25 protein-coding genes and 1 pseudogene are annotated in these 21,720 nt (G+C 66.7%); 8 read left to right on the plus strand and 18 right to left on the minus strand.

Features of this window, described 5'->3' with window-relative positions; all coding sequences use genetic code 11:
* The 5 genes from G6N15_RS17125 to G6N15_RS17145 all read right to left on the minus strand — a co-directional run bounded on the left by G6N15_RS17125 (window position 1) and on the right by G6N15_RS17145 (window position 4,451).
* Window positions 1–537, minus strand: a complete 537-nt coding sequence (locus G6N15_RS17125; protein WP_232070481.1) for a DUF3000 domain-containing protein — start codon at window positions 535–537, stop codon at window positions 1–3.
* A 135-nt stretch (window positions 538–672) separates the two neighbouring features.
* Entirely contained in the window at window positions 673–1,509 is an 837-nt protein-coding gene (locus G6N15_RS17130; protein ID WP_083086554.1) for an enoyl-CoA hydratase/isomerase family protein, read from the minus strand.
* 10 nt (window positions 1,510–1,519) lie between these two features.
* A complete protein-coding gene (locus tag G6N15_RS17135) occupies window positions 1,520–3,226 on the minus strand; it encodes a GMC family oxidoreductase (RefSeq protein ID WP_083086557.1) in 1,707 nt (568 codons plus the stop codon).
* Window positions 3,219–3,965: a gluconate 2-dehydrogenase subunit 3 family protein gene (locus G6N15_RS17140; RefSeq protein ID WP_083086559.1), complete on the minus strand. Its 747-nt coding sequence runs from the start codon at window positions 3,963–3,965 to the stop codon at window positions 3,219–3,221. The genes G6N15_RS17135 and G6N15_RS17140 overlap by 8 nt, the downstream gene beginning before the upstream one ends.
* Window positions 3,966–3,971: 6 nt before the next feature.
* A complete protein-coding gene (locus G6N15_RS17145) occupies window positions 3,972–4,451 on the minus strand; it encodes a hypothetical protein (RefSeq protein WP_083086562.1) in 480 nt (159 codons plus the stop codon).
* 133 nt (window positions 4,452–4,584) lie between these two features.
* Here G6N15_RS17145 and hemE point away from each other — a divergent pair, with 133 nt between their 5' ends.
* The 4 genes from hemE to G6N15_RS17165 are packed head-to-tail and all read left to right on the plus strand — an operon-like array spanning window position 4,585 to window position 8,452.
* Window positions 4,585–5,634, plus strand: a complete 1,050-nt coding sequence (gene hemE, locus G6N15_RS17150) for a uroporphyrinogen decarboxylase (protein WP_083086565.1) — start codon at window positions 4,585–4,587, stop codon at window positions 5,632–5,634.
* On the plus strand, window positions 5,631–6,998 hold the full coding sequence (locus G6N15_RS17155) for a protoporphyrinogen oxidase (protein WP_083086568.1): 1,368 nt from the start codon (window positions 5,631–5,633) through the stop codon (window positions 6,996–6,998). Before hemE ends, G6N15_RS17155 begins: the two co-directional genes overlap by 4 nt.
* Window positions 6,999–7,002: 4 nt before the next feature.
* Window positions 7,003–7,698 (plus strand): hydrogen peroxide-dependent heme synthase, encoded by a 696-nt coding sequence (gene hemQ, locus G6N15_RS17160; protein ID WP_083086570.1) that lies wholly within the window; start codon window positions 7,003–7,005, stop codon window positions 7,696–7,698.
* A 46-nt stretch (window positions 7,699–7,744) separates the two neighbouring features.
* Window positions 7,745–8,452, plus strand: a complete 708-nt coding sequence (locus tag G6N15_RS17165; protein WP_083086573.1) for a class I SAM-dependent methyltransferase — start codon at window positions 7,745–7,747, stop codon at window positions 8,450–8,452.
* A 67-nt stretch (window positions 8,453–8,519) separates the two neighbouring features.
* On the opposite strand, the gene msrB is transcribed toward G6N15_RS17165, so the two are convergent.
* From msrB to G6N15_RS17185, 4 genes are all read right to left on the minus strand, one after another.
* Window positions 8,520–8,933, minus strand: a complete 414-nt coding sequence (msrB, locus tag G6N15_RS17170; protein WP_083086576.1) for a peptide-methionine (R)-S-oxide reductase MsrB — start codon at window positions 8,931–8,933, stop codon at window positions 8,520–8,522.
* 64 nt (window positions 8,934–8,997) lie between these two features.
* Window positions 8,998–10,350, minus strand: coding sequence for an arabinofuranan 3-O-arabinosyltransferase (aftC, locus tag G6N15_RS17175; protein ID WP_083086579.1), 1,353 nt, complete (start codon window positions 10,348–10,350; stop codon window positions 8,998–9,000).
* A 23-nt stretch (window positions 10,351–10,373) separates the two neighbouring features.
* Complete coding sequence (locus tag G6N15_RS17180) at window positions 10,374–11,963, minus strand: alpha/beta hydrolase (protein ID WP_083086753.1); 1,590 nt, start codon at window positions 11,961–11,963, stop codon at window positions 10,374–10,376.
* A gap of 10 nt (window positions 11,964–11,973) precedes the next feature.
* Window positions 11,974–12,768 (minus strand): pyrimidine reductase family protein, encoded by a 795-nt coding sequence (locus G6N15_RS17185; protein WP_163748120.1) that lies wholly within the window; start codon window positions 12,766–12,768, stop codon window positions 11,974–11,976.
* Between G6N15_RS17185 and zapE the strand changes: the two genes are divergently transcribed.
* Window positions 12,767–13,846 (plus strand): cell division protein ZapE, encoded by a 1,080-nt coding sequence (gene zapE / locus G6N15_RS17190; protein ID WP_083086584.1) that lies wholly within the window; start codon window positions 12,767–12,769, stop codon window positions 13,844–13,846. The genes G6N15_RS17185 and zapE overlap by 2 nt on opposite strands.
* On the opposite strand, the pseudogene G6N15_RS17195 reads toward zapE, so the two are convergent.
* From G6N15_RS17195 to G6N15_RS17215, 5 genes and pseudogenes are all read right to left on the minus strand, one after another.
* Window positions 13,836–14,366: pseudogene (locus tag G6N15_RS17195) on the minus strand (N-acetyltransferase family protein); the annotation flags it as partial. The gene zapE and the pseudogene G6N15_RS17195 overlap by 11 nt on opposite strands.
* Complete coding sequence (locus tag G6N15_RS17200) at window positions 14,354–14,752, minus strand: hypothetical protein (RefSeq protein ID WP_083086588.1); 399 nt, start codon at window positions 14,750–14,752, stop codon at window positions 14,354–14,356. The pseudogene G6N15_RS17195 and the gene G6N15_RS17200, both read right to left, overlap by 13 nt.
* A 78-nt stretch (window positions 14,753–14,830) precedes the next feature.
* Window positions 14,831–15,424, minus strand: coding sequence for a methylated-DNA--[protein]-cysteine S-methyltransferase (locus tag G6N15_RS17205; RefSeq protein WP_083086590.1), 594 nt, complete (start codon window positions 15,422–15,424; stop codon window positions 14,831–14,833).
* A complete protein-coding gene (locus G6N15_RS17210) occupies window positions 15,421–15,897 on the minus strand; it encodes an RNA polymerase sigma factor (protein ID WP_083086592.1) in 477 nt (158 codons plus the stop codon). Before G6N15_RS17210 ends, G6N15_RS17205 begins: the two co-directional genes overlap by 4 nt.
* A gap of 49 nt (window positions 15,898–15,946) precedes the next feature.
* Window positions 15,947–16,690, minus strand: coding sequence for a Clp protease N-terminal domain-containing protein (locus tag G6N15_RS17215; protein ID WP_083086594.1), 744 nt, complete (start codon window positions 16,688–16,690; stop codon window positions 15,947–15,949).
* A gap of 148 nt (window positions 16,691–16,838) precedes the next feature.
* On the opposite strand from G6N15_RS17215, the gene G6N15_RS17220 reads away from it, so the two are divergent.
* A complete protein-coding gene (locus tag G6N15_RS17220; RefSeq protein ID WP_083086596.1) occupies window positions 16,839–17,168 on the plus strand; it encodes a DUF732 domain-containing protein in 330 nt (109 codons plus the stop codon).
* A gap of 51 nt (window positions 17,169–17,219) precedes the next feature.
* On the opposite strand, the gene G6N15_RS17225 is transcribed toward G6N15_RS17220, so the two are convergent.
* A complete protein-coding gene (locus tag G6N15_RS17225) occupies window positions 17,220–17,462 on the minus strand; it encodes a hypothetical protein (RefSeq protein WP_232070262.1) in 243 nt (80 codons plus the stop codon).
* Window positions 17,459–17,686, minus strand: a complete 228-nt coding sequence (locus G6N15_RS17230; RefSeq protein ID WP_083086598.1) for a hypothetical protein — start codon at window positions 17,684–17,686, stop codon at window positions 17,459–17,461. Before G6N15_RS17230 ends, G6N15_RS17225 begins: the two co-directional genes overlap by 4 nt.
* Window positions 17,687–17,849: 163 nt before the next feature.
* Between G6N15_RS17230 and G6N15_RS17235 the strand changes: the two genes are divergently transcribed.
* Window positions 17,850–18,128, plus strand: a complete 279-nt coding sequence (locus tag G6N15_RS17235; RefSeq protein WP_083086601.1) for a hypothetical protein — start codon at window positions 17,850–17,852, stop codon at window positions 18,126–18,128.
* Window positions 18,129–18,146: 18 nt separating this feature from the next.
* Here G6N15_RS17235 and G6N15_RS17240 read toward each other — a convergent pair whose 3' ends face one another.
* Window positions 18,147–18,641, minus strand: coding sequence for a hypothetical protein (locus G6N15_RS17240; protein WP_083086604.1), 495 nt, complete (start codon window positions 18,639–18,641; stop codon window positions 18,147–18,149).
* 52 nt (window positions 18,642–18,693) lie between these two features.
* Window positions 18,694–19,704, minus strand: a complete 1,011-nt coding sequence (locus tag G6N15_RS17245; RefSeq protein ID WP_083086606.1) for an alpha/beta hydrolase — start codon at window positions 19,702–19,704, stop codon at window positions 18,694–18,696.
* Between the two features lie 751 nt (window positions 19,705–20,455).
* Here G6N15_RS17245 and G6N15_RS17250 point away from each other — a divergent pair.
* Entirely contained in the window at window positions 20,456–21,463 is a 1,008-nt protein-coding gene (locus G6N15_RS17250) for an FkbM family methyltransferase (RefSeq protein ID WP_083086611.1), read from the plus strand.
* The last annotated feature ends 257 nt before the right edge of the window (window positions 21,464–21,720 follow it).

A 21,720-nucleotide genomic window follows, 5' to 3' on the forward strand; every position in this document is an offset into this window, starting at 1 on the left:
TCAGGCGCGGGACCGCGAGCCCAGGTCGGTCACCCCCACCGGCGGTAGTCCCGCGGCGTGCTCGAGCACCTCACAGAACGCCTCGACGTGGGTGCCGATCTCGGGGGTGGTCGCCGTCCACGACGCCCGCAGCTCCAGTTGGTGGGCGCGCGGTGGGCCGGAGATGTCGCCGTAACGCACGGACGTGGTGGCGGTGACCGTACCGCCGAGTGCGGTGACGTGGTCGGCGCGGGTGTCCAGCGCATCGACCAGCCAACTCCATGCCACTTCGGGCAGCAGCGGGTCGACTGCCTCGCTGGCGTCCAGGTCGGCCTGTATGTAGGCGACCAGCCGCATGGTGCCGTCCCAGGCGTCGGATCCCTCGGGGTCGTACAGCAGGATCAACCGCCCGAAGGCGTCGCCTTCGGATCGCTCCGGGACGATGTCGAGCTCGGGGTGCTTGACCTCGGCGCCCAGCGCGTAGCTGAACGGCGCGAGGCGCTGTGGGGGCCGGATGGGGCCGAGCTCGATTTCGGCGCGTACGGAGGCACCGTTCATGGCGGCCACCGCCTCGCGGAACGCGACCGGTTCGAGAGAGGTCACGTCCCTTGACGCTAGACCTATCCGCCGACACGCGGGAACAGGCTCGCCGGTTGGTCGCGCGGCCGGGGAGAGCAAAGCCGTCATCGCGGCCTACGGCTGCAGCTGGCGGGCCTCGGGATCGGCGCCGAAACGCGGCGCGCGCTTCTCGCGGTTGGCGGCCAGTCCTTCGTGCACGTCGGGGCCGCTGAACCCGATGAACTCCAGGCCCAGGGCTGTTTCGAACGCGGGCGCGAACATGCGATACCAGTGGTTGAGGCTGTGTTTGGTCCACCGGATCGCCGTTTGCGCTCCGCGCGCGAGGTCTTCGGCGATGCGGGTTGCCGTGGACAGTACGTCGTCGTCGTCGACACAGGTGGACACCAGCCCGATGCGCTCGGCTTCCTCACCGGTGAGCGGCTGGCAGGTCAGCAGGTAGTACTTGGCCTTGGCCATGCCGACCAAGAGCGGCCAGCAGATCGCAGCATGATCCCCCGCGGCCACCCCCAGCTTGGTGTGCCCGTCGATGATCTTGGCGCTGCGCCCGGCCACCGAGATGTCGGCCAGCAGGGCCACCACCAGACCGGCGCCGACCGCCGGCCCGCGAATCGCCGAAACCACCGGCTTGTCGAAGTTGACCATGTTGAGCACCAGGTCGCGGGCCTCGCGCATGATGCGGATCCGGTCGGCGAAGTCGCCCATCGTCTCTTCGATCAAGTCGAAGCTGCCGCCGGAGGAGAACGCTTTTCCTTCGCCGCGCACGAGCACCGCACGCACCTCGGGGTCACGCTCGATCTCCGGCCAGATGTCGGCGAGGTCCCGGTGCATCTGCGGCCCCACCGAATTGAGCCCGGGCGCATCGAGAATCACGTGCAACACACCGTCGGTGGCCGGTTCGATACGCAGACTTGGGAACTCGTCGTACCTGACGGGGGGATGGCTGACTGGCATACCGACGAGGTTACGCACGCACGGTTCGCGCGCTTGCCCCGCCCTCCGGGGCGGCATCTGCTTTTATGTCGCCGCGGATGATCCGTTCGGCCAGCCGCGAGGCGAGCGCCATGATCGTCAGCGCCGGGTTGGCGCTGCCTTGCGTCGGGCACACCGAACCGTCGGCGAGGAAAAGGTTAGGCACCGCCCAAGTCCGCTGGTTGGAGTCGCAGACGCTGCTGTCGGGGTCGCTGCCCATCCGCGCGCCGCCGATGAGGTGGGCGAAGCGTTTAATGGTCAGCACGTCTTGGGCGTCGGCGGCATGCAGAATATTTGCGATCAGCTCCTTGGAGTACTCCATGTTGGCCTTGTCGTTGTCGCACAGCGAGTAGTCGAATCGGGCAACCGGCAATCCGTATTGGTCGGTCTCGCCGGCGAGGGTGACCCGGTTCTCCGGCAGCGGGAGCAGCTCGTTGAGCACCCCGACAGTGGCCCAGTGGTTGTAGTCGCGCATGTATTCACGCAGCGATGCGCCCCAATGTCCGTCGGCCAGCACGTGTTCGGCCCACGCGATCGGCATCGGGGAGACGGTCTGGATGGAGAACCCGCGGGCGAAGCCGCGATCGGGATCGGTTTCGTAGAACTGCTCCGAGGAGACCTCCGGCGGCGGCGCCTTGTACATCCGCAGTTCCTCGGGCCACCGGCCCGCGCTTTGAGTAGCGCCCTGAACCATGATGTAGCGCCCGACCTGATCGTTGTTGTTGCACAACCCGTTAGGGAATTGAGGACTCTGCGAGTTGAGCAGCAGCCGCGGCGTCTCGATCGAATAGCCTGCTACTGCAACGACTTTGGCGCGCTGACGCCGCTCTTGGTCGCTGCCTTCGGCGAAATACGTGACGCCGCTGGCATGTCCGCGTTCGTCTAGTTCGATGCGGGCCGCCATACAGTTCGCCCGGATTTCCACCCCGTGGGCGAGCGCGTCGGGCAGATGGGTGACGAACGGGCTGGCCTTCGCGTTGACCTTGCAGCCCTGCAGGCAATAGCCACGATAAATGCAGTGCGGCCGGTTGCCGAAGGTCCCGTTGACGATGCCGACCGGGCCGACCCGCATCTCGATGCCCAGCTTGATGGCGCCTTCCCACAGCTTCAACGCCGCACCCGTCACCGGATGCGGCGAGAACGGATAGCGGTGCGGGTGTCCCCATGGCCAGTCCTGGCCAGCGACCGGCAGCTCTCGCTCAACACGCTCGTAGTGGGGTAGCAGGTCGGCGTAGGTGATCGGCCAGTCGGCGCCGACCCGGTCACGGCTGAAGGTTTCGAAGTCGCTGGGGTGAAACCGCGGTGTGTATCCGGCGTAGTGCACCATCGATCCACCCACGCCGCGGCCAGAGTTGTTCTTGCCCAGCTCCTGTGGGTCGTCGCCGCCGATGATCCGCTTCTGCGTCCAGTACAGCTTGTGCGAGCCGGCCTCGTCGGAAACCCAGTCCTCATCAGGGTGCCAGAACGGGCCGGCCTCCAGGATCACGATCCGCCAGCCGGCGCGGGCCAGCCGCTGGGCCAGAACCGACCCGCCTGCCCCGGCGCCTACGACCACCAGGTCCACCTCCTCGTCGTCGTGATAGCGGCGCATCGTGGATTCGCCGGGCAGGTCACGGGAGTGCACGTCGAGCAGGAAGCGGGAATCGTTGTCAGCCGGTCCGACCGCGCCTTTGAGCAGGGTGCGCCAAAAGTCACGCATCGAGCTCTCCTCGGTCGATTATCTTGACCGGGTCCTCGGAGGTGGCGCCCGGCGTCTCGAAAGGCTCACGTGACCCGACACCCCCGAGCCGCATGAATCCGCGAGGGTAGGCCGGCCCGCCAAACCCGATCTCATTCCACGCCCACGGATGGCTATAGAAAGCGCTCAACGCCATCCGCATCACCACCGACCAGGCGCGCGAAATATTCAACTTCTCCCAGCTGCCTCCGTACAACTGTTGATGCGCGAACCGCTCGACGACGGACTGGCGGGTTTCCGGCACCGCCTCCGCAAATGACTCCGCGCCCGCGTCGCGGGCCGCCTCGTCCAAACCGGCCAACACCAGCCGCCACGTGTCCCGGTCGTCGGGCATGTCGGCGTACTGGTAGCCGTCCAGCTCTCCGTCGGCGAGCTTGGCGTCGACGAACTCGGCGACCGGTATGCGCGGTTCGGCGTCCTGGGCCAGCACAGTGTCGCAGAACGCGCGCAGGGTCAACGCCTCGAGGGAATCGAAAAACCGCAATGGTCCCGGCTTTTCCAGTCGCGCCAAAACCACGCGCTTGGTGGCCTCGTCCCAACTGTCGACGGTGGACAGTACGTCGAAATCGGGGTAGCGGCCGATCATCTGTGGTGTAGTGCCGCGGCGCTGGCGCGGTAACCACGACGGGTGCAGCGGCTTGCCGCCGGGTCGCAGGTTCGGCAGGTGTTCGCCTTTCGAGATGTCAGGCCGGTCAGACATGGGAGCTCACTTCTCGCGGCGCAAGATCGCGGCCAGCAAGCCCATCCCGCCGACGATGCTCATCAGCCCGGGTGCGGCGATAGGCGGGCCCATCGGCACGTTGTAGCTGGCCAGCCGCCAGCCGCCGGGCCGCCGGGACACCCCTCGCATATGCAGGTACTGGCCCATTAGCCCGTTGGCCGCGTACACCCCGGCAGTGATCGGCAGCCACCGCTTGGCCCAGCGCTTCGAGAACACCCCCGCTATTCCGGCGACAACCACCGGCGGAGTCACCACGATCGGGCTCCACATCCATTTGTTGCCGAAGCTGGCTTTGTAGTGCTCGAGGTAGATCTCGGCAGTTGTGATCACCGCCGCGAACGCCGTCAGTCCGGACAACGACCGTTCGAAGCGGCCATGAGCGACGTTGCGCAATGCCCGATCGATGAAGTACTCGACTTCGCCGACCACCTCTCCGGCAGTTCCTGATTTCTCCTTCAGCAACATCGACCGCTTCCTTTCCTGCCATCACCAGCGGAGCCCTCCGGCCGCCGTACGCCACATTCCCCAAAACGGCGGCGCGCACACTTCCCTGTCGGCGGGAGTGGGTCATTGCCGCGTCGTGGCAGCATTGAGCGCGATGACTATTCGTCGCGACCTTCCCGGGTCGCCGTATCTGGCCGCGGCCACTGGCCGTAAACCGCCGCGGGTCCCGGTGTGGTTCATGCGGCAGGCCGGCCGTTCGCTGCCGGAATATCGGGCGCTGCGCGAACAGCACAGCATGCTGGCGGCGTGCTTTGACGCCGAGCTGATCTGCGAGATCACCCTGCAACCGATCCGCCGCCATGGCGTCGACGCCGCGATCCTGTTCTCCGACATCGTGGTGCCGCTGCGCGGTGCTGGCATCGAGCTGGACATCGTGCCCGATGTCGGACCGGTGATCGCGGCGCCGGTGCGCAGCGCTGCAGACGTCGCTTCATTGAAACCCCTTGAGCCGCAAGCGGTTCAACCGGTAGCGGAGGCGGTTTCGCTGCTTGTGGGCGCGCTTGGGGATGTCGTGCTGATCGGTTTCGCCGGGGCGCCGTTCACGCTGGCGTCCTATCTGGTCGAGGGCGGCCCGAGCCGCCACCATGCCCGCACCAAGGCGATGATGCTGGCCGACCCCGACGCCTGGCATGCGTTGATGGGCAAGCTGGCCGACCTGACCATCGCGTTCCTGCGAGTCCAACTCGACGCCGGGGTCGATGCGATTCAGGTGTTCGATTCGTGGGCGGGGACGCTGTCGTTGGCCGACTACCGCCAGCACGTCCTGCCGCACAGCGCGCGCGTGTTCGGTGCGCTGGCTGACTACGGCGTGCCGATGACGCACTTCGGGGTCGGCACCGCCGAGTTATTGGGCGCGATGTCGGCCGCCGGTGCGACGGTGGTCGGCGTCGACTGGCGGACCTCGTTGACTGACGCGGCGGCGCGGATCCAGCCAGGCACCGCGCTGCAGGGCAACCTCGACCCCGCGGTGCTGCTGGCAGGCTGGCCGGTGGTGGAGCGCGCGGCGCGCGCCGTGGTCGACGACGGGCGGCGCGCTGTTGACGCAGGCGTGGCCGGCCACATCTTCAACCTGGGACACGGGGTGCTGCCCGAAACCGATCCAGGCGTGCTCACCGAGCTGGTGTCGCTGGTGCACTCGCTATGACTTCCCGCTCGTATTGCATTGTCGGCGGGGGCATTTCGGGGCTGGCGGCGGCTTATCGGCTGCGGGCTTTAGCCGATGACGCGAGCATCACAGTGTTCGATCCGGCCGATCGCCTCGGTGGCGTGCTGCGCACCGAGCGGGTGGCCGGGCAGCCGATGGACGTCGGCGCCGAGGCGTTCGTCGTGCGCCGCCCGGAAGTGCCGGCGTTGCTGGCGGAGCTGGGCCTTGCGGATCGGCAACTGGGCACCACCGGGGCCCGACCGCTGATCTACAGCCAGGGTCGGCTGCACCCGCTGCCGCCGGGCACCGTCGCGGGGATCCCGTCGTCGGCGACATCGATGGCGGGACTGGTCGACGAGGCGACCGTTGCCCACATCGCCGAGGAACCGGGCCGCCCACTGGACTGGCGTCCCGGCGACGACCCGGCAACGGCGGCCTTGGTCGCCGACCGGTTCGGCGAGCAGGTGGTGGCCCGGTCGGTGGATCCGCTGCTGGGCGGTGTGTACGCCGGTTCGGCGGCCACCATCGGGCTGCGCTCGGCCGCGCCCGGACTGGCGACGGCTCTCGACGGCGGCGCCGCCACCCTGTCCGACGCGGTCCGGGCAGTGCTGCCAAGCGCCACCAGCGGCCCGGTGTTCGGCGCCGTCGACGGTGGCTACGCGGTGTTGGTCGACGAGCTGGTCCGCCGCAGCGGGCTGCGCTGGGTGCAAACCGCGATCAACCGCATCGAGCCGGCGGGTCCCGGCTGGATGCTGAGCGACGACACCGGCGGCACATGGCCGGCCGACGCCGTTATTTTGGCGGTCCCGGCGCCGCAGCTGCGCAACCTCGTCGGGGGGATCGCCCCACGAACGGCGGCGGCCGCGGGCCGAATCGCCAGCGCATCGTCGGTACTGGTGGCGTTGGCGGTGCCGCCCGACACCGAGTTTCCGCAGCACTCCGGTGTGGTGGTCGCCAGTGGGGAAGCGTTGCACGCCAAGGCAATCACGCTGTCTTCGCGAAAGTGGGGCCCCCCAAAAGGACTCAGCGGTGACGTCGATTTGGTCCGGCTCTCGTTCGGGCGGTTCGGTGACGACGCGAGCCTTCACGCTTCCGACGACGAGTTGCTCGCTTGGGCGCTGGCGGATCTGGCGACCGTGTTCGGGCTGACGGTCGAGCCGGTCGACGTCCGGGTCCAGCGCTGGGCCGACGCGATGCCGCAGTACGGGCCCGGCCACGCCGACATCGTGGTCGAGATTCGCGCCGGGTTGCCGCCGACGCTGGCCGTGGCGGGCAACTACCTCGACGGGATTGGGGTGCCGGCGTGTATCGCCGCGGCCGGTCGAGCGGTCTTCGAGCTGCTGACTGCCGGCGTGGCACGATAGACCCATGGCCCGCCTGGACTACGACGCCCTCAACGCCACCGTTCGCTACCTGATGTTTTCGGTGTTCTCGGTGCGGCCGGGCGCGCTCGGCGACGACCGCGACAAGGTCGTCGACGAGACCGCCACCTTCCTCAAGCAGCAGGAGGAACGCGGCGTCGTGGTGCGCGGCCTCTACGACATCGCCGGAATGCGGGCGGACGCCGACTTCATGATCTGGACGCATGCCGAACACGTCGAAGCGCTGCAGGCCACCTACTCCGACTTCCGGCGCACCACCACCTTGGGGCGCGCGTCCACACCGGTGTGGAGCAGCGTAGCGCTGCATCGCCCGGCGGAGTTCAACAAGAGCCACATCCCGGCGTTTCTGGCCGGCGAGGAGCCAGGAGCCTACATCTGCGTCTATCCATTCGTGCGGTCCTACGAGTGGTATCTGCTGCCCGACGAGGAGCGTCGGCGCATGCTCGCCGAGCACGGCATGGCCGCCCGGGGCTACAAGGAGGTGCGCGCGAACACCGTGCCGGCCTTCGCGCTCGGTGACTACGAGTGGATCCTGGCCTTCGAATCGCCTGAGCTGCACCGCATCGTGGACCTCATGCGTGATCTGCGGGCCACCGACGCGCGGCGGCATACCCGTGCCGAGACACCGTTTTTCACCGGACCGAGGGTGCCCGTCGAGCAGCTGGTCGCGTCGCTGCCCTAGGGTCGGTAGCGTGACAGCTTCCGCAGATCCCAGCCGTTTCGAAGAGATGTACCGCGACGAGCGGACCGTGCATGGATTGCCTGCGGCCACGCCGTGGGATATCGGCGGCCCGCAGCCGGTCGTGCAGCAGCTGGTGGCGTTGGGCGCCGTCAAGGGCGAAGTGCTCGACCCCGGCACCGGTCCCGGACATCACGCGATCTACTACGCGTCGAAGGGCTTGAAGGCCACCGGGATCGACGCCTCGCCCGCCGGCTTGGAGCGGGCGCGGGAAAACGCCCGCAAAGCAGGCGTGGACGTGGATTTCCAGCTGGCCGACGCGACAAAGCTGGAGGGGTTGGAGGGCCGCTTCGACACCGTCGTCGACTGCGCGTTCTACCACGTTTTCAGCGAGGACAAAGAGTTACAGCAGTCCTATGCGCGTGCATTGCATCGGGCGACCAAACCGGGCGCGCGGCTGTACATGTTCGAATTCGGCGCCCACAACGTCAACGGCTTCCGTATGCCGCGGTCGCTTTCGGAGGGCGACTTTCGACAGGTGCTGCCTCCCAACGGGTGGGAGATCACCTACCTGGGGCCTACCACCTACCAGGTCAATCTCAGCGTGCAATCCTTCGAGATGATGCGCGCGCGCAACCCCGAGATGGCCGACCAGATCGAGCCGTTCATGGAGCGGTTCCGGATCATCGAGCCGTGGTTGGAAGGTGGTCGCGCGCACGCCCCGTTCTGGGAATGTCACGCCACCCGGCTGGACTGACCTCGTCAAGCTTGCCGCTATGGCTGTGGCTGCGACCGATCCACGACCATGACGGCAATCTCAACGTTCAGCCGGCTGGCACCAGGCGCAGGCAGATCGAGTTGATGCAGTAGCGCTGGTCCGTCGGCGTTGGATAGCCCTCCCCGGTGAACACGTGGCCCAAGTGGCTGTGGCAGTTGGCGCACAACACCTCGGTGCGCCGCATCCCCAGCGAATCATCGGACCGCAGTATCACCGCGTCGGAGTCCGCCGGATCGAAGAACGACGGCCAGCCGCAATGGGATTCGAATTTTTCGCTGCTGCGGAACAGTTCGGCGCCGCAGGCCCGGCACTGGTAGACGCCTTCAGTCTTGGTGTCGGTGTACTCACCGGTGAACGGCGGCTCGGTGCCGGCGCGGCGCAGGACGGCGAACTCCTCGGGCGTGAGCTTCTGCCGCCATTCGTCGTCGCTCAGCTGGACTTTCGGCTGGGAAGAGGTCATGCATTCACGCTAGTCCCCATGGCGGTGACCCGCTGCGCTCGGCTGCGCCGCGCTTGCGATCACGCTAGTCCCCATGGCGGTGACCCGCTGCGCTCGGCTGCGCCGCGCTTGCGATCACCGCGGCACGCGGCCGATCTGGCGTCATCCACGCCGGATCGATCCCGGACTCCAGCCGGTTCTCGGCCTTGGCGTCCAGGTAGCGGAAGTACAGCACGCAGAACACCACGATCAGCAGCAGCGACCAACCGTAAGTGATCTTCAGGTATTCCAGCGGCCGCCCGACGCCCATCCAGTTGAACAGCAGCCAGCGGTCCATCGTCATGAACCCGTACACCCCAAGCCACGCCGGCCAGTTGCGGATCACCGAATTGGGCAGCACCACCGTCATCAGGAACGGGAACAGCATCATCGAGTAGTAGCCCTGAGCCAACGACAACACCAGCCACGACCACAGCAGCAGCACGCCCGACGACGTCGCCATCCAGAACAGTTGGTCGCGGGTGCGGTAATAGCGATACAGTAGCCACAGACTGGCAATCGCGATCAGCGTGAACCCAATCCGCAGGGACAGGATCAGCCACGTCGGCAGACCGAAGTACACGCCGTTGCCCTCGATCGAGCTGTTGAAGTAGTCACGCACGCCCAAGATGTAAGGGACTGTGCGGGTGACGAAGTCCTGCGGGTCGCTGACCAACGGCCACGCGGCCGCGTTCAACACCAGCGGCACCACGACGGCCGCTACCACGGCCCGCCACTGGCGGTTCAGCAGCGGCAGGACCAACAGCGGTGCCAACAATGGTTTGGTCACCAGCGTCAACCCGATTGCGATACCTGCCCACCACTGATGGCTTGTCTTGCCGTCGAGCAGCCACCGGAAGAACAGCACTTCTGCCAGCAGGACGCAGCCGTTGATGTTCGTGAAAACCAGTGTGTTGGTGACGCTTTCGGTGCAAAACATCGCCAGCAGCAAGGCTGGGGCGGCCACCGAGGCCAGCGTGTAGTTGAACAACCGCAGCAGCAGATACCAGGCAATCAGGATGGCCACGGTGTTGCACAAGATGAACAGATACCGCGACGGCGTGAACGGCAGATACCCGAACGGGGCCATCAGCAGGGTGCCGCCGGGCGGATACAAAAAGTGCGGGTCGACGTAGTCGAAGTGTTCGTTGTAGATGTCCCAGCCGCGCCGGAAGTTGAGCACCGCGCGGTAGACCGGTTTGAAGTCGTCGGTGATGTTGCCGTTGGTGGTCACCACGACGCTGCGGTGGATCACCGCGAGAATGGCCACCGGCCACAACGCCGACCTCAGCACGACTGCCGCGCTGGCTGTGCCGGTGCGGGGACGAAAGGCGGCCAGCACGGAGTCGCGCCAGCCGGTACGGATGGAGTCAGCTGCCGTCACGAGCGAACCGTACACCGCCGCTCATTCGCGGCGATAAATCAGGCCGGACAGTAGGTGTCGGTGTCGGGCAGCTTGCCGCTGTCGAGATAACCGATCAGTGGTGGCACCGCGCAAGAGGAGTAGATGCTCGCGCCGTGGCCGATGCCCTGCCACATCACCCGCTTGCTCGCCGCGCGCGCGTTGATGATCGTGGCAGCCGTCGCGGCGACGCCCTCCGAGCCGGTGATCGGGTCGTTCTGCACACCCATCAACATGACGTCGATCTTGAGCTTTTTGGGCGGCTGTGGCGGCGATCCGCTCGGCCAGTGGATGCACTTGACCATGTTGAGCGCTCCCACCGGGCCGAACTGCGGGTAGAGCTTGCCCCACTCGACCACCAGCTGGCGAACCCGGTCGGGCGTCGGACGGTTCAGCGAGTCGCCGCACGTGTTGATGAACTGGCCGTCCGTGTCGCGGGTGGCCTCGGCCCGGTTGATCAGATTGGTCAGCAGGTTGGTGTCGCCGGAGTTGGCGGCCGCGATCGCGTTGGCCAGGTCGGTGGTGTTGCCGACGCGGTCGCCGGTGGGGTAGCCCAGCGCGGTGGCGATGGCGTTGGCCACAGAAGCCACCGACGCCCCTCCCGGGCCATGCCCACCGCGGGCCGCCGCCAGCAGCGAGCTGACCGCCCCTTTCGGGTCTGGCCCCAACGCGCAGTTCACCGCGGCGCACTGCGCGGCAAACGCGTCCAAAGCCGCCTGCTGGCCCTTCACTTGCTGCTCGGCGGCCGCTTCGGCGCTCACGCCCAACGCAACCGGGGAGTCGAGGACCAACCGGGCCACCTTGTCGGAGTGCGATCCGGCGTAGGTCAGCGCCACCTGGGCGCCGTTGCCGATCCCGACCAAAGCCAGCGTGGGAACGTCCCAAATGCTGCGCAGCCGTTCGATGTCGGTGGCTGCGTGCGCGTTGTCGTAGGACGAGTCGCCCGGCGCGATCGTGTCGGTGCAGCTCGTGGTCGCCTTGTCGGAGATGTCGCTGAGGTTGGCCACCGGGTCGTCGCCGGGCTCGAACTGGGCCTGGTCGCGCATCTGCTGGCGGTCGTACTGGTCACGGCAGTCGACCGCGCTCGACATGCCCATGCCCCGACGGTCGACGGCGACGATGGGGTGGCTGCGCAGGACGTCGGCGCCCGCGCGGGAGAGCCAGACCGGCAGCTGCACCGACGACGGAAGGTCGGATCCGGTGGTGAACACCAGCGGGCCGGCGTCCTGCGGGGTCTGCACCGAGCGGGCCCGCACTGCGCCGATGCTCAGCGTTCCGGCGGCCCCGTTGACCGGGTCGAGGTCGGCGTCATAGTTGGCGCAGTCGAGCTTGACGCCAGGTGCGGCGGGAACCGCGGCGTCGGCGAACACCCGCGCGGTGCAGTCGTGCCACGACAAGTCGTTCTTGGGCGCTGCAATGGGAGGCGGACCGCCCGGTCGCGCGGTGGTGGTGGCCGCGCCCTGCGGGCGGGCGCCGGAGTTGGTGGCAAAGCGCGGGTTGGCGGCCACGCCCGGAACACAACCGGCCAGCACCACGGTCGTCGAGAAGGTCACCGCGACCAGGACTGTGGCGCGCATGCCGTGCCGACTCATGCCGACCACAGTAGCCAGCCCGTACCAGTCAAGCTCGCACGTAGCGGGTGTAGAGGTAGCCGGAGTCATCGGCCAGCACGTGCGCGCAGCGCATCCGGGTGAGCACCTGTCCCGGTCCTGTCGTAATGCGGGGCGCCTCACCTCCGACCACACAGGGCGCGATCGTCAGACACAGCTCATCGAGCAGGTCGCGCTCGACGAACGAACTGAGCAGTGTCGGACCGCCCTCTGTCAACACCCGGTACAGCTCACGATCCGCGAGCGCAGCCAGCACCGCGGCCTCGTCGACGCGGCCAGGGTCATCGCCCGAACAGTCGGCGACCCCGGCGACCCCGGCCAGGCGCTGCCGCGTCTCGTCGACGGCCGCGGTGCAGGTCAGCACCAGCGGCGGCACCTCGGTGCGGGTGAACACCGGCATATCGCGGTCCAGCCGGCCCGATCGGGTGACGATCGCCAACTGCGGGACTTCGCTTTGCCCGCGGCCCTGGCGCTGTTGGCGCTGCGCCACGGTCAGCCGGGCGCCGCTGTAGCCCTCGATCCGCACGGTTCCCGCGCCCACCACGATGACGTCGGCCAGTGCGCGCAGCAGGTTGAACAGCGCCCGGTCGCCGGGACCGCCGAGCCCGCCGGTGGTGCCCTCGAGCGTGGCGGCGCCGTCGACAGTCGCGATGAAATTGGCCCGCACCCAGATACCGCGGTGTTCGGCGGGATAGCCGTAGAGCTCCGGCAGTTCCCCGTCCGCGACCCCGTCCGCGACCTCGCGGACCGACCCCAACAGTGTCAGATGCACGCCGGGGCCTTGGTCGGCTACCAGGTCGGACATGAGCTTGATTGCAGCACGTCACTACAGTGCCTGCATGCACGGCCCCGTCGGTCGGCTGGTGGATCGGAATCCGAGTGTCTGCCCGCAGCGGCTGATCGCCCAGCTGAAACCTCCGCCCACGTTCGCCGACGTGAGCTTCGGCACCTACCAACCGGACCCGGGCGAGCCGACGCAGGCGACGGCGGTGGAGGCCTGCGTGGAGTTCTGCCAGCAGGCCGTGCACCGTCGGGCGGGCCGGCGCACTTTGCTCGGCAAGCGGGTGACGCTGCCCGGGGTCGGGCTGTATCTGGACGGCGGATTCGGCGTCGGCAAAACCCACCTCTTGGCGTCGATCTATCACCACCTGACCGATATGGTGGCACGTCGCGCCGCGTACGCGACGTTCATGGAGCTGACCCATCTGGCCGGCGTGTTCGGTTTCGCCGAGTGCGTGGAGTTGCTCGCCGACTACACGGTGGTGTGCATCGACGAGTTCGAGCTCGACGATCCCGGCAACACGACGTTGATCTCGCGACTGCTTTCCCAGCTGGTGCAGCGGGGAGTGTCGGTGGCGGCCACGTCGAACACGTTGCCCGAGCAGCTCGGCGAGGGCCGCTTCGCCGCCCAGGACTTTTTACGCGAAATCCACACGCTGGCAGCGATTTTCACTGTTGCCCGCATCGAGGGGCCCGACTACCGGCACCGAGATCTGCCGCCGGCGCCCGCGCCGCTCTCCGACGAGCAGGTCTCGGCGCGTGCGGCGCGCATCGACGGCGCGACCCTCGATGACTTCGACGCGTTGTGTGCGCACTTGGCCACCATGCACCCGACGCGGTACCTGTCGTTGATCGAAGACGTGGCCGCGGTGTTTCTCACCGGCGTGCACGGCATCGACGACCAGAACGTCGCGCTGCGGCTGGTGGCGCTGACCGACCGGCTCTACGACGCCGGCATCCCGGTGCTGGCCTCGGGCATCCGACTGGACGGCATATTCAGTCAGGAGATGCTGGCCGGCGGTTTCCGGAAGAAGTATTTGCGGGCCACGTCACGGCTGCTGGCGCTGAGCGCCGCGGCCCGCGTGGAAACTGGCGAACCATGACGTAGTCGTTCTCGCGGCGCGTACCCAACTGGAACGTCCTTGTACCGGTGACGCTAAAGCCATGTTTGCGGTAAAAGCGTTGCGCGCGTTGGTTTTGCTGATTCACACCCAGCCATATGCAGTCGGCGCCGGATTCGGCGGCGGCGTCTATGGCGGCGGCTATCAACGCCGTGGACACGCCCATACCGTGACTGTCCGGCAGCACATACATCTTCGAGAGTTCGACTGCGGGGCGGATGCTGACAGCCCGCTGGACGTCGGCATCGTCGCCGACGCCCGACACCAGCATCGCGTAGCCCACGAGTCGATTGCCGTGCGCCGCAACGAGGATCACTCGTTGCGGATCGGCGAGATACTCGGCGAAGCGCGCCACCGACAGGTGGGCGTCGACGAACGACGCGATGTTTTCGGCCGTCACCGACGGCGGGCAGGCCAGCGGAAAAGTGCATGCGGCGAGCGCGGCCAGCTGGTCGATGTCGACCGACTCCGCGGCGGCGACGCGAACCTCTACAGGTTCCACTGGGCCAGGTGCACAACCGTCTTGCGGTCCAGCAGCACCACATTGGAAACCGGATCGCGGTAGGCGTCCCAATACACGCCGCCGTGCACCGTGGCGCCGGGGGGCGCGTTCAGCAGCGCGGTGTCCAAGGCATCGGGAGCATCGGATGCCCGCGACGTGTAGGCGTCGGCGAAGGGGGTCACCCCGTCGAAGGTGAAGTCGGACGCCATTCGGACCGGGGTGGGCGGTTCGACGGGGCTGACGGTGACGTCGGCGACGATCTTGCCGGTGTCGACCCTCAAGGTGTCACCCAGTCGGCCGATGGGCGCAGCTCCGGCCGAGGCGCGCGGAGCGGCGATGACCGCCCCGGCGACGAACGTGACCAAGACAAGCAGCCAGCGGCGCACTTTCCCTCCTCAGCGACGTTGGAATGATCGCATACCGCCATTACGCGTACGAGCAGGTTGCACCACATCGCCGTCCGGTCAGCCGGCTTCCAGACGCAGCAGCGCGGACTTGGCCTGTTCTCCGCCGGCGTACTGGCCGATCGAGCCATCGGACCGTACGACGCGGTGGCATCCGATCACGATCGGCAGCGGATTGCGTGCACACGCGGTTCCCACAGCGCGGACGGCGCGGGGGCTACCCACGGCGGCGGCCACGCTGGCGTAGCTTTCCCGTTGCCCGTAGTCGATGCGGCGCAGCTCTTCGATGACGGCGCGGCGGAAGCCGTTGGCCAGCCGCAGATCCAGTGGAAGCTCAAAGTGCTTGCGGCGCTTGGCAAAATAGTCGTCGATCTGGCGGGCAGCGGCGTCCAACCGAGCCGGTGCCCGCAGAATCCGCGGACTCACCGAGCGGGCCAGTGCGTCCAGCACCAGGGCGTGGTCCTGCACGTCGTAGGCCACCCGCACCAAACCGCTATCAGTGGCGGCCAACAGCAGCGCGCCCACCGGCGTGTCGATAGTGCGGTAGGCCACGTCGAGCAACCCGTTTTCGTCGGCGCTGCGCTCGAGTCGGGTGTGCAGCCGGGCCAACGTGGCGGGCTCGTCGGCGTCATAGCTAAAAACCTTGGTGCTCATGCGATTTCATCTCTCTCGTAGGTTTTGCGAAGCGTCTTGATGCCGTCGGCAGCGGCGCGGCGGGCGGCGTCGGGGGAGTTGCCGAGCAACTCGGCGATCTCGGCGAACGGCAACCCGGCGATGTGGTGGTAGGCCACGGCCAGGCGTTGTTTGTCGGGAAGCCGGCTCAGCGCGGCCCACAGGCCCTGGTCGCGGGAAGCGGGATCGCTGTGGATGGCGGGCCCGTCGGCGATGTCGTCGGTCGGGACGGGCCGCCGAGATCGGGCGCGGCCGGCGTCCACGGCGCGACGGTGGGCGATCGTGACCAGCCACGCCTCCACGTTGGTGCCAGGAGCTAAGCGCGGGTAGGCGCGCAACGCCGACAGAAACGTTTCCGACCACGCATCTTCGGCGTCGTCGGGGCCGGCCACGGCGCGGCATACCCGCAGCACGGTTGCGCCGTGTTGGGCCACCACATCCTCGAACGGTCTCATTGCTCCCACATTGTGTAGACGCTGCGGGCCGTCGGGATGTGAGATGCGTTCAGTCGGCAGCGTCGCCGCCGGCGCCGGCCACGATCGATTCCAGCACCGAAGTCAGATCGGCCTCGGCGCGTTCCTTGTCGACACCGGCCCGGTGCAGCGGCCCGTCACCGTCTTCGAGTTCGAGCAGCGCGAGTAGCAGATGTTCGGTGCCGATGTAGTTGTGCCCCAGCCGAAGAGCTTCGCGGAAGGTCAGTTCGAGCGCCTTGCGGGCCGGTCCGCTGAACGGGGTCAGCTGCGGCGGCTCGTCGCAGGCTGGCGGCAGCGTCACCGCCGCGCGAACGGCGTCGGGGTCCACCCGCTGCTCACTTAGCAACTTGGTGGCCAGCGCATCGGGATCGCTGAGGAGACCGAGCACCAGGTGATCGGGAGTGATCTCGCGGTTCCGGGCTTCCTGTGCGGCGTTCTGGGCGGCGACCACCACGTTGCGCGCCCGCGGGGTAAAGCGCCCGAAGCCCTGGTCGGGGTCGAGGGCAGCCATGTCAGCCCTGGGGACGAACCGCTTCTGGGCGGCCTGCTTGCTGACACCCATGCTCTTGCCGATATCGGTCCATGAGGCACCGGAGCGCCGCGCCTGGTCGACGAAGTGCCCGATCAGATGGTCGGCGACCTCGCCGAGATGCTCGGCCGCCAAGACGGCGTCGCTGAGCTGATCCAGCACGTCGGCGTGCGCTTGTTTGATGGCGTTGATCAAGTCGTCGAGCCGGATCGGATGGGTGACGGACGTCGGGCCGGGCCCAGGCATAGCGTCAACCTTAGGTTGACGATCCGCGTGTTGTCAACCATTGGTTGACGCGGCCCGCGCGGCGGGCTTGCCGCGGCGGCGATTCGGTTGTCGACGGCGAATTGCTCGCCGAGCGGCAACACCGACGCTGTGGAAGAATCAGCGGCCGATGAGACTTCTACTCGCGCTGACCAGTGCTGCGGTTGTGATCAGCTGCGCCGGTTTTGCACACGCCGACCCGTCCGGCGACGATGCGGGCTTCCTGGACGGCCTGAATAAGGCGGGCATCACCTACCAAAACCGCGACAGTGCTATCGCGGCCGGTAAAGGGGTGTGCCAGATGCTCGATGACGGCAAGAACGGCATGGACATCGTCAAGCAGCTGAGGGATGCCAACCCGGGCTTCAGTGCGCACGACGCGGCTAACTTCACGATGCTGGCGGCTGCCGCCTACTGCCCGACGCAGCTCAATGGTGGCGGTGGCAGCAACAAGAGCTAACTGCGCGGCCTCAGAGCAGCGGATAACGGCGACCCGAAGCGGCTACCCGAGCTAATCCAAGCTTCCCGGCGTCCCGGCCGGCACCTGCATGCCGAGCCAGTTGCAGGGCATCCATGTGCGCCACGCAATGAACGCGCACTGTTGCTCTGGTGTGAGCGGGCCTGGGCCGGCGCACGGCACGTCGGGGCCGCCGCAGGGTGCAGGTGGGTCGGCGTGGGCGGCGGGAGGAGCGCCAATCAGGACGCCGAGTGCCACGCCGGCGAACATCGAAATAGTGACGACAGCTGTCTTCATGTCGAATTCCTTTTTGTGCGAATCGGCTCGGTACCCAAGAGGCTGACCATTTGCCACGGCAGCGAATGCGTCTGGCGGTGCACTGGCCCGGCTGTCAGCACGAGATGTTCGTCGTCGGCCCGCGCCGCCAGAGCCGCCCGCCGCCAGTGCTCACGGTCGAGGAGCCAGCTGCCTTGCAGGCAACGGGTTTCCAGGCCGCAGCGCGCACTCGTGTGTTTAGCCATCCGTTTCCCTTCCGATTCGCAGGATGCTACGAGCCGCCACTGACAACGTGGTCGAATTCGACAACGGCGGTCGGCGATCTTCCCGCACAAACCAATTGGGTGCGTTTGAAGTGCGCTATTGCGGTGTACAGGTAGCTACCACTCCGATTAAGGAAGGCCGACGATGAAGCTAATTGCACCTGCCACGATCGCGATCGCCATGCTGCTGTTCAGCGGATGCTCTGCCTCACAGGTCATCAACACCGGTGGCGACACTAAATGCAAGGACTTCACGACGCAGGACGAGAAGAAGCAAAACGACGAGGTCAGCAAAATGCTCAAGGACCAGAGTGGTGCTGAGCCAAATAATCTGCAGATTTCCGCAACCCGCATGTCGGCGATGACCTACTGCCAAACAATCGGCAAGCCAGACAGCAAGATCTCCGAGGCGCCGCACGGCTGACCGAACAACGAGTGCACGTCAGCGGTGGTCCGGGGCCATGGCCCGGACGGCCCATCCGGCGGCAGCGGCAGACAGGACGTGCCAGGCGCCGTGGTACTGCCAGAGGCTGTCCGGCCGGCACAGCGGCGACCCGGAGCGTCCGGCCGCGTAGGCGGCAATTCCCAGCGCGAAGACGCCGGCCGGTGCCGCCCAGGCCGACCACCGGCGCCGGCTTCGGACCAGGCCGACGGCGTACACCGCTCCGGTCGCCACGATGGGCCAGTCGTGAGCGGGCTTGGCCCACGACGGCTGGGGTCCGTGGTAGGCGAAGCTGCCGACCCCGACGGCCACCAGCGCAAGCCCCGCGGCCACGGCCAACGGCGCCCTGACCCGCGCCGCCCAGGACAACACGGCCACCCCGGCGGCAATGTAGGCCAGGCTCGTGATCGCGAGGACCGGCTGCGCCAGCGCGGCACCCACGACGACGCGCTCGCAGTCCGAGTGACCGAACGCGGGAGCGGTCAAGGCCTGCATGGCGATCCACCGTAGTGCGGCAGATCGAGGGCCGCCCTGCAGTCACAACCCTTCAGCTAGAGAAAATCCTCGCCAATCGGTTGACGTAGGTAGCGACCTCCGGCGTGAAGTATTTGTACGTGTGGATGCCACACGGTTTTGGGTCGTAGGTGTGCTGTATGCCAGCGAATCTCAACGCGACATGCAGACCGAGGGTCGTTTGGCCGGTGCCTGCCTCCAGAGCGCCCGCGGCGGGGTTTGTGACGAGCGTTTCGGCGTCGGCGGCATCACACGGCGAGCCATCTGCCGCGGTGAGATAGATGTCCATGCCCCGCAGTTGGGATGCATTAGCGACTGGGTTGGCTGCGCGCCATCGACCGGCGTCCAGCGCTGGGTCGCCAAACATTCCGAAGGGGTCATACTGGCCAGCTGATAGACCGTCGGCGCACTTGCGCTGTTCCACGGTCGCCCCGATGATGACGGCACTCTCGTCGGGGGCCTGGTTGTTATCGCCGCCTGACAATGTTCCAACGGCACGGAACAGTTCCGGATGCTTCACGCCATAATGTGCGGCGCCAAAGCCGCCCATCGAGACGCCGGCCACGGCGCGGTGTCCTTTGTCAGGGAGTGTGCGAAACTGCGTGTCGATCGCTGGGATGACCCGGTTAATGATCTCCGTTTCGTAATTGTGGCTGCCGTCTTTCCAGTCGACGTAGAAGCCGGTCAGCCCGCCGGGCGGCGTAACGACGATGAACTGTTGGTTGTCGGGGAACGTGCTTGTCACCGAGATGAGATTGGTGCGGACCAGAAACGAGTCCACGTTCGAATCCGCCCCATACAGGAGGTAGAGCACGGGATAACGCCGCATCGAGGTGTCATACTGCGGCGGCAGCAGGACCGACACAGGATTTTCGTCGACGGCGATGTGCTGGATACGTGGGCCGCTCGCGGTGGCCGTGTCCGGATGAACCGTTGAGCAAATGATGTCGGGAATTTGGATGGTGGCCTTTGCAGCGGACATGCCAACGACCGTGCTTGTGCCGAGCAAGACAGCATAAGTTGTTGCCGCCAGCTGCTTTTTCATTGAGGCACGATAGTCGTCTCGTCGTAACAGCGAAGAAACGGCGTGAACACTGTTTTCTCTCGAAATACTTGGATTGCCCTGTCGCTCGAAAGATCGGTGGTGGAGGCCTCGACGAGCGTTGCGATCGCCGCATCGGTGACCTTGGTGAAGAACGCCGAGAAGCGCGGACCAGCACCAGCGGCGCAGCACCGGCGAGATTCCCTGTGTGGCACTTCTCCCACATATGACGGAGACGCAGCTTCCCGGCCCTGGCGCGGGTCGAGTCCGCTGTTGGGGCTGAGCTTGCGGGTTCGCCGTAGCTCGCGGAAGGCTCGGCCCTTGGTTGCGATCGCGTCCGCGCTGGCCAGGGTTTTGGACAACCCGCGAGCGCAGTCGGTGCGGCCGGCGGAGGCCAACCAGCCGCCCTCGATCCTGAACCAGTTGTCAGAGCGTTCGCCGCGTGCTCCGGAAGCTGGCCGCGGTCAGGTCGCGATCGAATGGAGATTTTCTCAGGTCTCGCTGTAATGGCCGCCATGGTGCAAGGAGCCGATTTCTCTGCCCTATCCTCCCCTTTGCGCTCTAATGATCTGTGGTCGACAGCGACCGGGAAATCGAGACGTTGCGGGGAACGCATCAGAGATTCGGTCAAGCACGCATCGCCGGGTGACGCCACTGCTTTGTACGAATGCGCGTCGTCGGTCTCTCGGCGACTTTGTGCGCATGGTCGTCGACACGGTGTGCCCCGAATTCGTGATGTACGGGGTCCTCGTCGATGATCAAGGCGCTAATCCTGCCGCTGTGCCGCGCGTGCCTGCGGTTTCTGCGAACAGACAAGGAGCACGTCGGCGCGATCGAGCGCTTTGTGCGGGCGGTCATCCTGCTGCTGCCCTACGGCGGATTGCTCGGACTGCTCCGCCTACGCCTCGCGCTTTGGGGACCGCTGACCGTCGACGGAACCACCGAAGACGGCATTCGTTTTCGATGCCGGCTGCCCGACCTGATTCAGATGTATGTATATCTATTCGGGACGTGGGAACCCGATGTCACAGCGTTTTTACGCCGCCGGCTGCAGCCGGACGACACCTTCATCGACATCGGCGCCAACATCGGCTGCATGACCGCACTGGCCGCCAAATTGGTCGGACCGCGCGGCACCGTAGTGGCGATCGAACCGTGCCCCTCCGTGGTTGCCTCCTTGCAGGACACGCTGGCGAGTAACGACCTCACGAATGTCCGCTTGGTCGCTGCCGCGGTGTCCGACCGTGATCATGAACTCACGCTCTTCGCAGGCCCGAACCACAATATCGGTCTCACTACGACCGTTGGCCGCCGCGGCCTCCGGGAGCAGGGCCGGGTGCGGGCGGCGCCGCTTGGTTCGCTCGTGACCGCAGAGGAACTCGCCTCTGCGCGCCTCGTCAAGGTCGACGTTGAGGGCGCCGAGGATCGAGTGCTCGCCGGCATGGTCGCATGCATCGACGCGCTCGCCGCGGATGCGGAGCTCGTGGTCGAACTGTCGCCGACGTGGTGGAGTGATCCACAGCTGCTACCGATCGACGTGCTGGGGCCATTCCTTGAGCGCGGCTTCCACATCTACCTGCTGCGGCCGGTCCTTGAGCGGTTTTTCTATGTCCGCATGCCGCCAAACGAATACGCATTATGGCGCTACCTGTGGCCTGGCGACGTCGGCGCGGCGCAGCGGCTCCGCGACCTCGCGATACTGAAGCGACGCGTAGCGCGGCTCGACATCGTACTGTCGCGCATCGATGCCGATGCGCTGTGACGCGGTAAACGGACAGCTGTCGCTGCAACCGCGACGCCGCTTGAAGAGGTTGAGCAGGCTATAAGCCCTGCTTTGCCAATTCGCAACTTATGTAGGGCGGCTAATCCGCTGAGGCCTTTCGCGTCGACGTGGAAACCGGACTCGTTACGCATCAGTAGGGCGGGGCATGCGTTCGCAGTTCCGCTTGAGCGGGTACTCGACAGTGTGAACGTTTACCTGGTCTTCTGCACCGTCGAGGCCGGCTTCCTTAACCTCTG

Source organism: Mycobacterium noviomagense (assembly GCF_010731635.1).
Lineage (GTDB): Bacteria > Actinomycetota > Actinomycetes > Mycobacteriales > Mycobacteriaceae > Mycobacterium > Mycobacterium noviomagense.

What these genes read in the sequence shown, in the direction of transcription:
- G6N15_RS17125 (WP_232070481.1), bottom strand. Translation starts at nt 537, where the DNA reads ATGAACGGTGCCTCCGTACGCGCCGAAATCGAGCTCGGCCCCATCCGG.
- G6N15_RS17130 (WP_083086554.1), bottom strand. Translation starts at nt 1,509, where the DNA reads ATGCCAGTCAGCCATCCCCCCGTCAGGTACGACGAGTTCCCAAGTCTG.
- G6N15_RS17135 (WP_083086557.1), bottom strand. Translation starts at nt 3,226, where the DNA reads ATGCGTGACTTTTGGCGCACCCTGCTCAAAGGCGCGGTCGGACCGGCT.
- G6N15_RS17140 (WP_083086559.1), bottom strand. Translation starts at nt 3,965, where the DNA reads ATGTCTGACCGGCCTGACATCTCGAAAGGCGAACACCTGCCGAACCTG.
- G6N15_RS17145 (WP_083086562.1), bottom strand. Translation starts at nt 4,451, where the DNA reads ATGTTGCTGAAGGAGAAATCAGGAACTGCCGGAGAGGTGGTCGGCGAA.
- hemE (WP_083086565.1), top strand. Translation starts at nt 4,585, where the DNA reads ATGACTATTCGTCGCGACCTTCCCGGGTCGCCGTATCTGGCCGCGGCC.
- G6N15_RS17155 (WP_083086568.1), top strand. Translation starts at nt 5,631, where the DNA reads ATGACTTCCCGCTCGTATTGCATTGTCGGCGGGGGCATTTCGGGGCTG.
- hemQ (WP_083086570.1), top strand. Translation starts at nt 7,003, where the DNA reads ATGGCCCGCCTGGACTACGACGCCCTCAACGCCACCGTTCGCTACCTG.
- G6N15_RS17165 (WP_083086573.1), top strand. Translation starts at nt 7,745, where the DNA reads ATGTACCGCGACGAGCGGACCGTGCATGGATTGCCTGCGGCCACGCCG.
- msrB (WP_083086576.1), bottom strand. Translation starts at nt 8,933, where the DNA reads ATGACCTCTTCCCAGCCGAAAGTCCAGCTGAGCGACGACGAATGGCGG.
- zapE (WP_083086584.1), top strand. Translation starts at nt 12,767, where the DNA reads ATGAGCTTGATTGCAGCACGTCACTACAGTGCCTGCATGCACGGCCCC.
- G6N15_RS17185 (WP_163748120.1), bottom strand. Translation starts at nt 12,768, where the DNA reads ATGTCCGACCTGGTAGCCGACCAAGGCCCCGGCGTGCATCTGACACTG.
- G6N15_RS17205 (WP_083086590.1), bottom strand. Translation starts at nt 15,424, where the DNA reads ATGAGCACCAAGGTTTTTAGCTATGACGCCGACGAGCCCGCCACGTTG.
- G6N15_RS17210 (WP_083086592.1), bottom strand. Translation starts at nt 15,897, where the DNA reads ATGAGACCGTTCGAGGATGTGGTGGCCCAACACGGCGCAACCGTGCTG.
- G6N15_RS17215 (WP_083086594.1), bottom strand. Translation starts at nt 16,690, where the DNA reads ATGCCTGGGCCCGGCCCGACGTCCGTCACCCATCCGATCCGGCTCGAC.
- G6N15_RS17220 (WP_083086596.1), top strand. Translation starts at nt 16,839, where the DNA reads ATGAGACTTCTACTCGCGCTGACCAGTGCTGCGGTTGTGATCAGCTGC.
- G6N15_RS17225 (WP_232070262.1), bottom strand. Translation starts at nt 17,462, where the DNA reads ATGAAGACAGCTGTCGTCACTATTTCGATGTTCGCCGGCGTGGCACTC.
- G6N15_RS17230 (WP_083086598.1), bottom strand. Translation starts at nt 17,686, where the DNA reads ATGGCTAAACACACGAGTGCGCGCTGCGGCCTGGAAACCCGTTGCCTG.
- G6N15_RS17235 (WP_083086601.1), top strand. Translation starts at nt 17,850, where the DNA reads ATGAAGCTAATTGCACCTGCCACGATCGCGATCGCCATGCTGCTGTTC.
- G6N15_RS17240 (WP_083086604.1), bottom strand. Translation starts at nt 18,641, where the DNA reads ATGCAGGCCTTGACCGCTCCCGCGTTCGGTCACTCGGACTGCGAGCGC.
- G6N15_RS17245 (WP_083086606.1), bottom strand. Translation starts at nt 19,704, where the DNA reads ATGAAAAAGCAGCTGGCGGCAACAACTTATGCTGTCTTGCTCGGCACA.
- G6N15_RS17250 (WP_083086611.1), top strand. Translation starts at nt 20,456, where the DNA reads ATGATCAAGGCGCTAATCCTGCCGCTGTGCCGCGCGTGCCTGCGGTTT.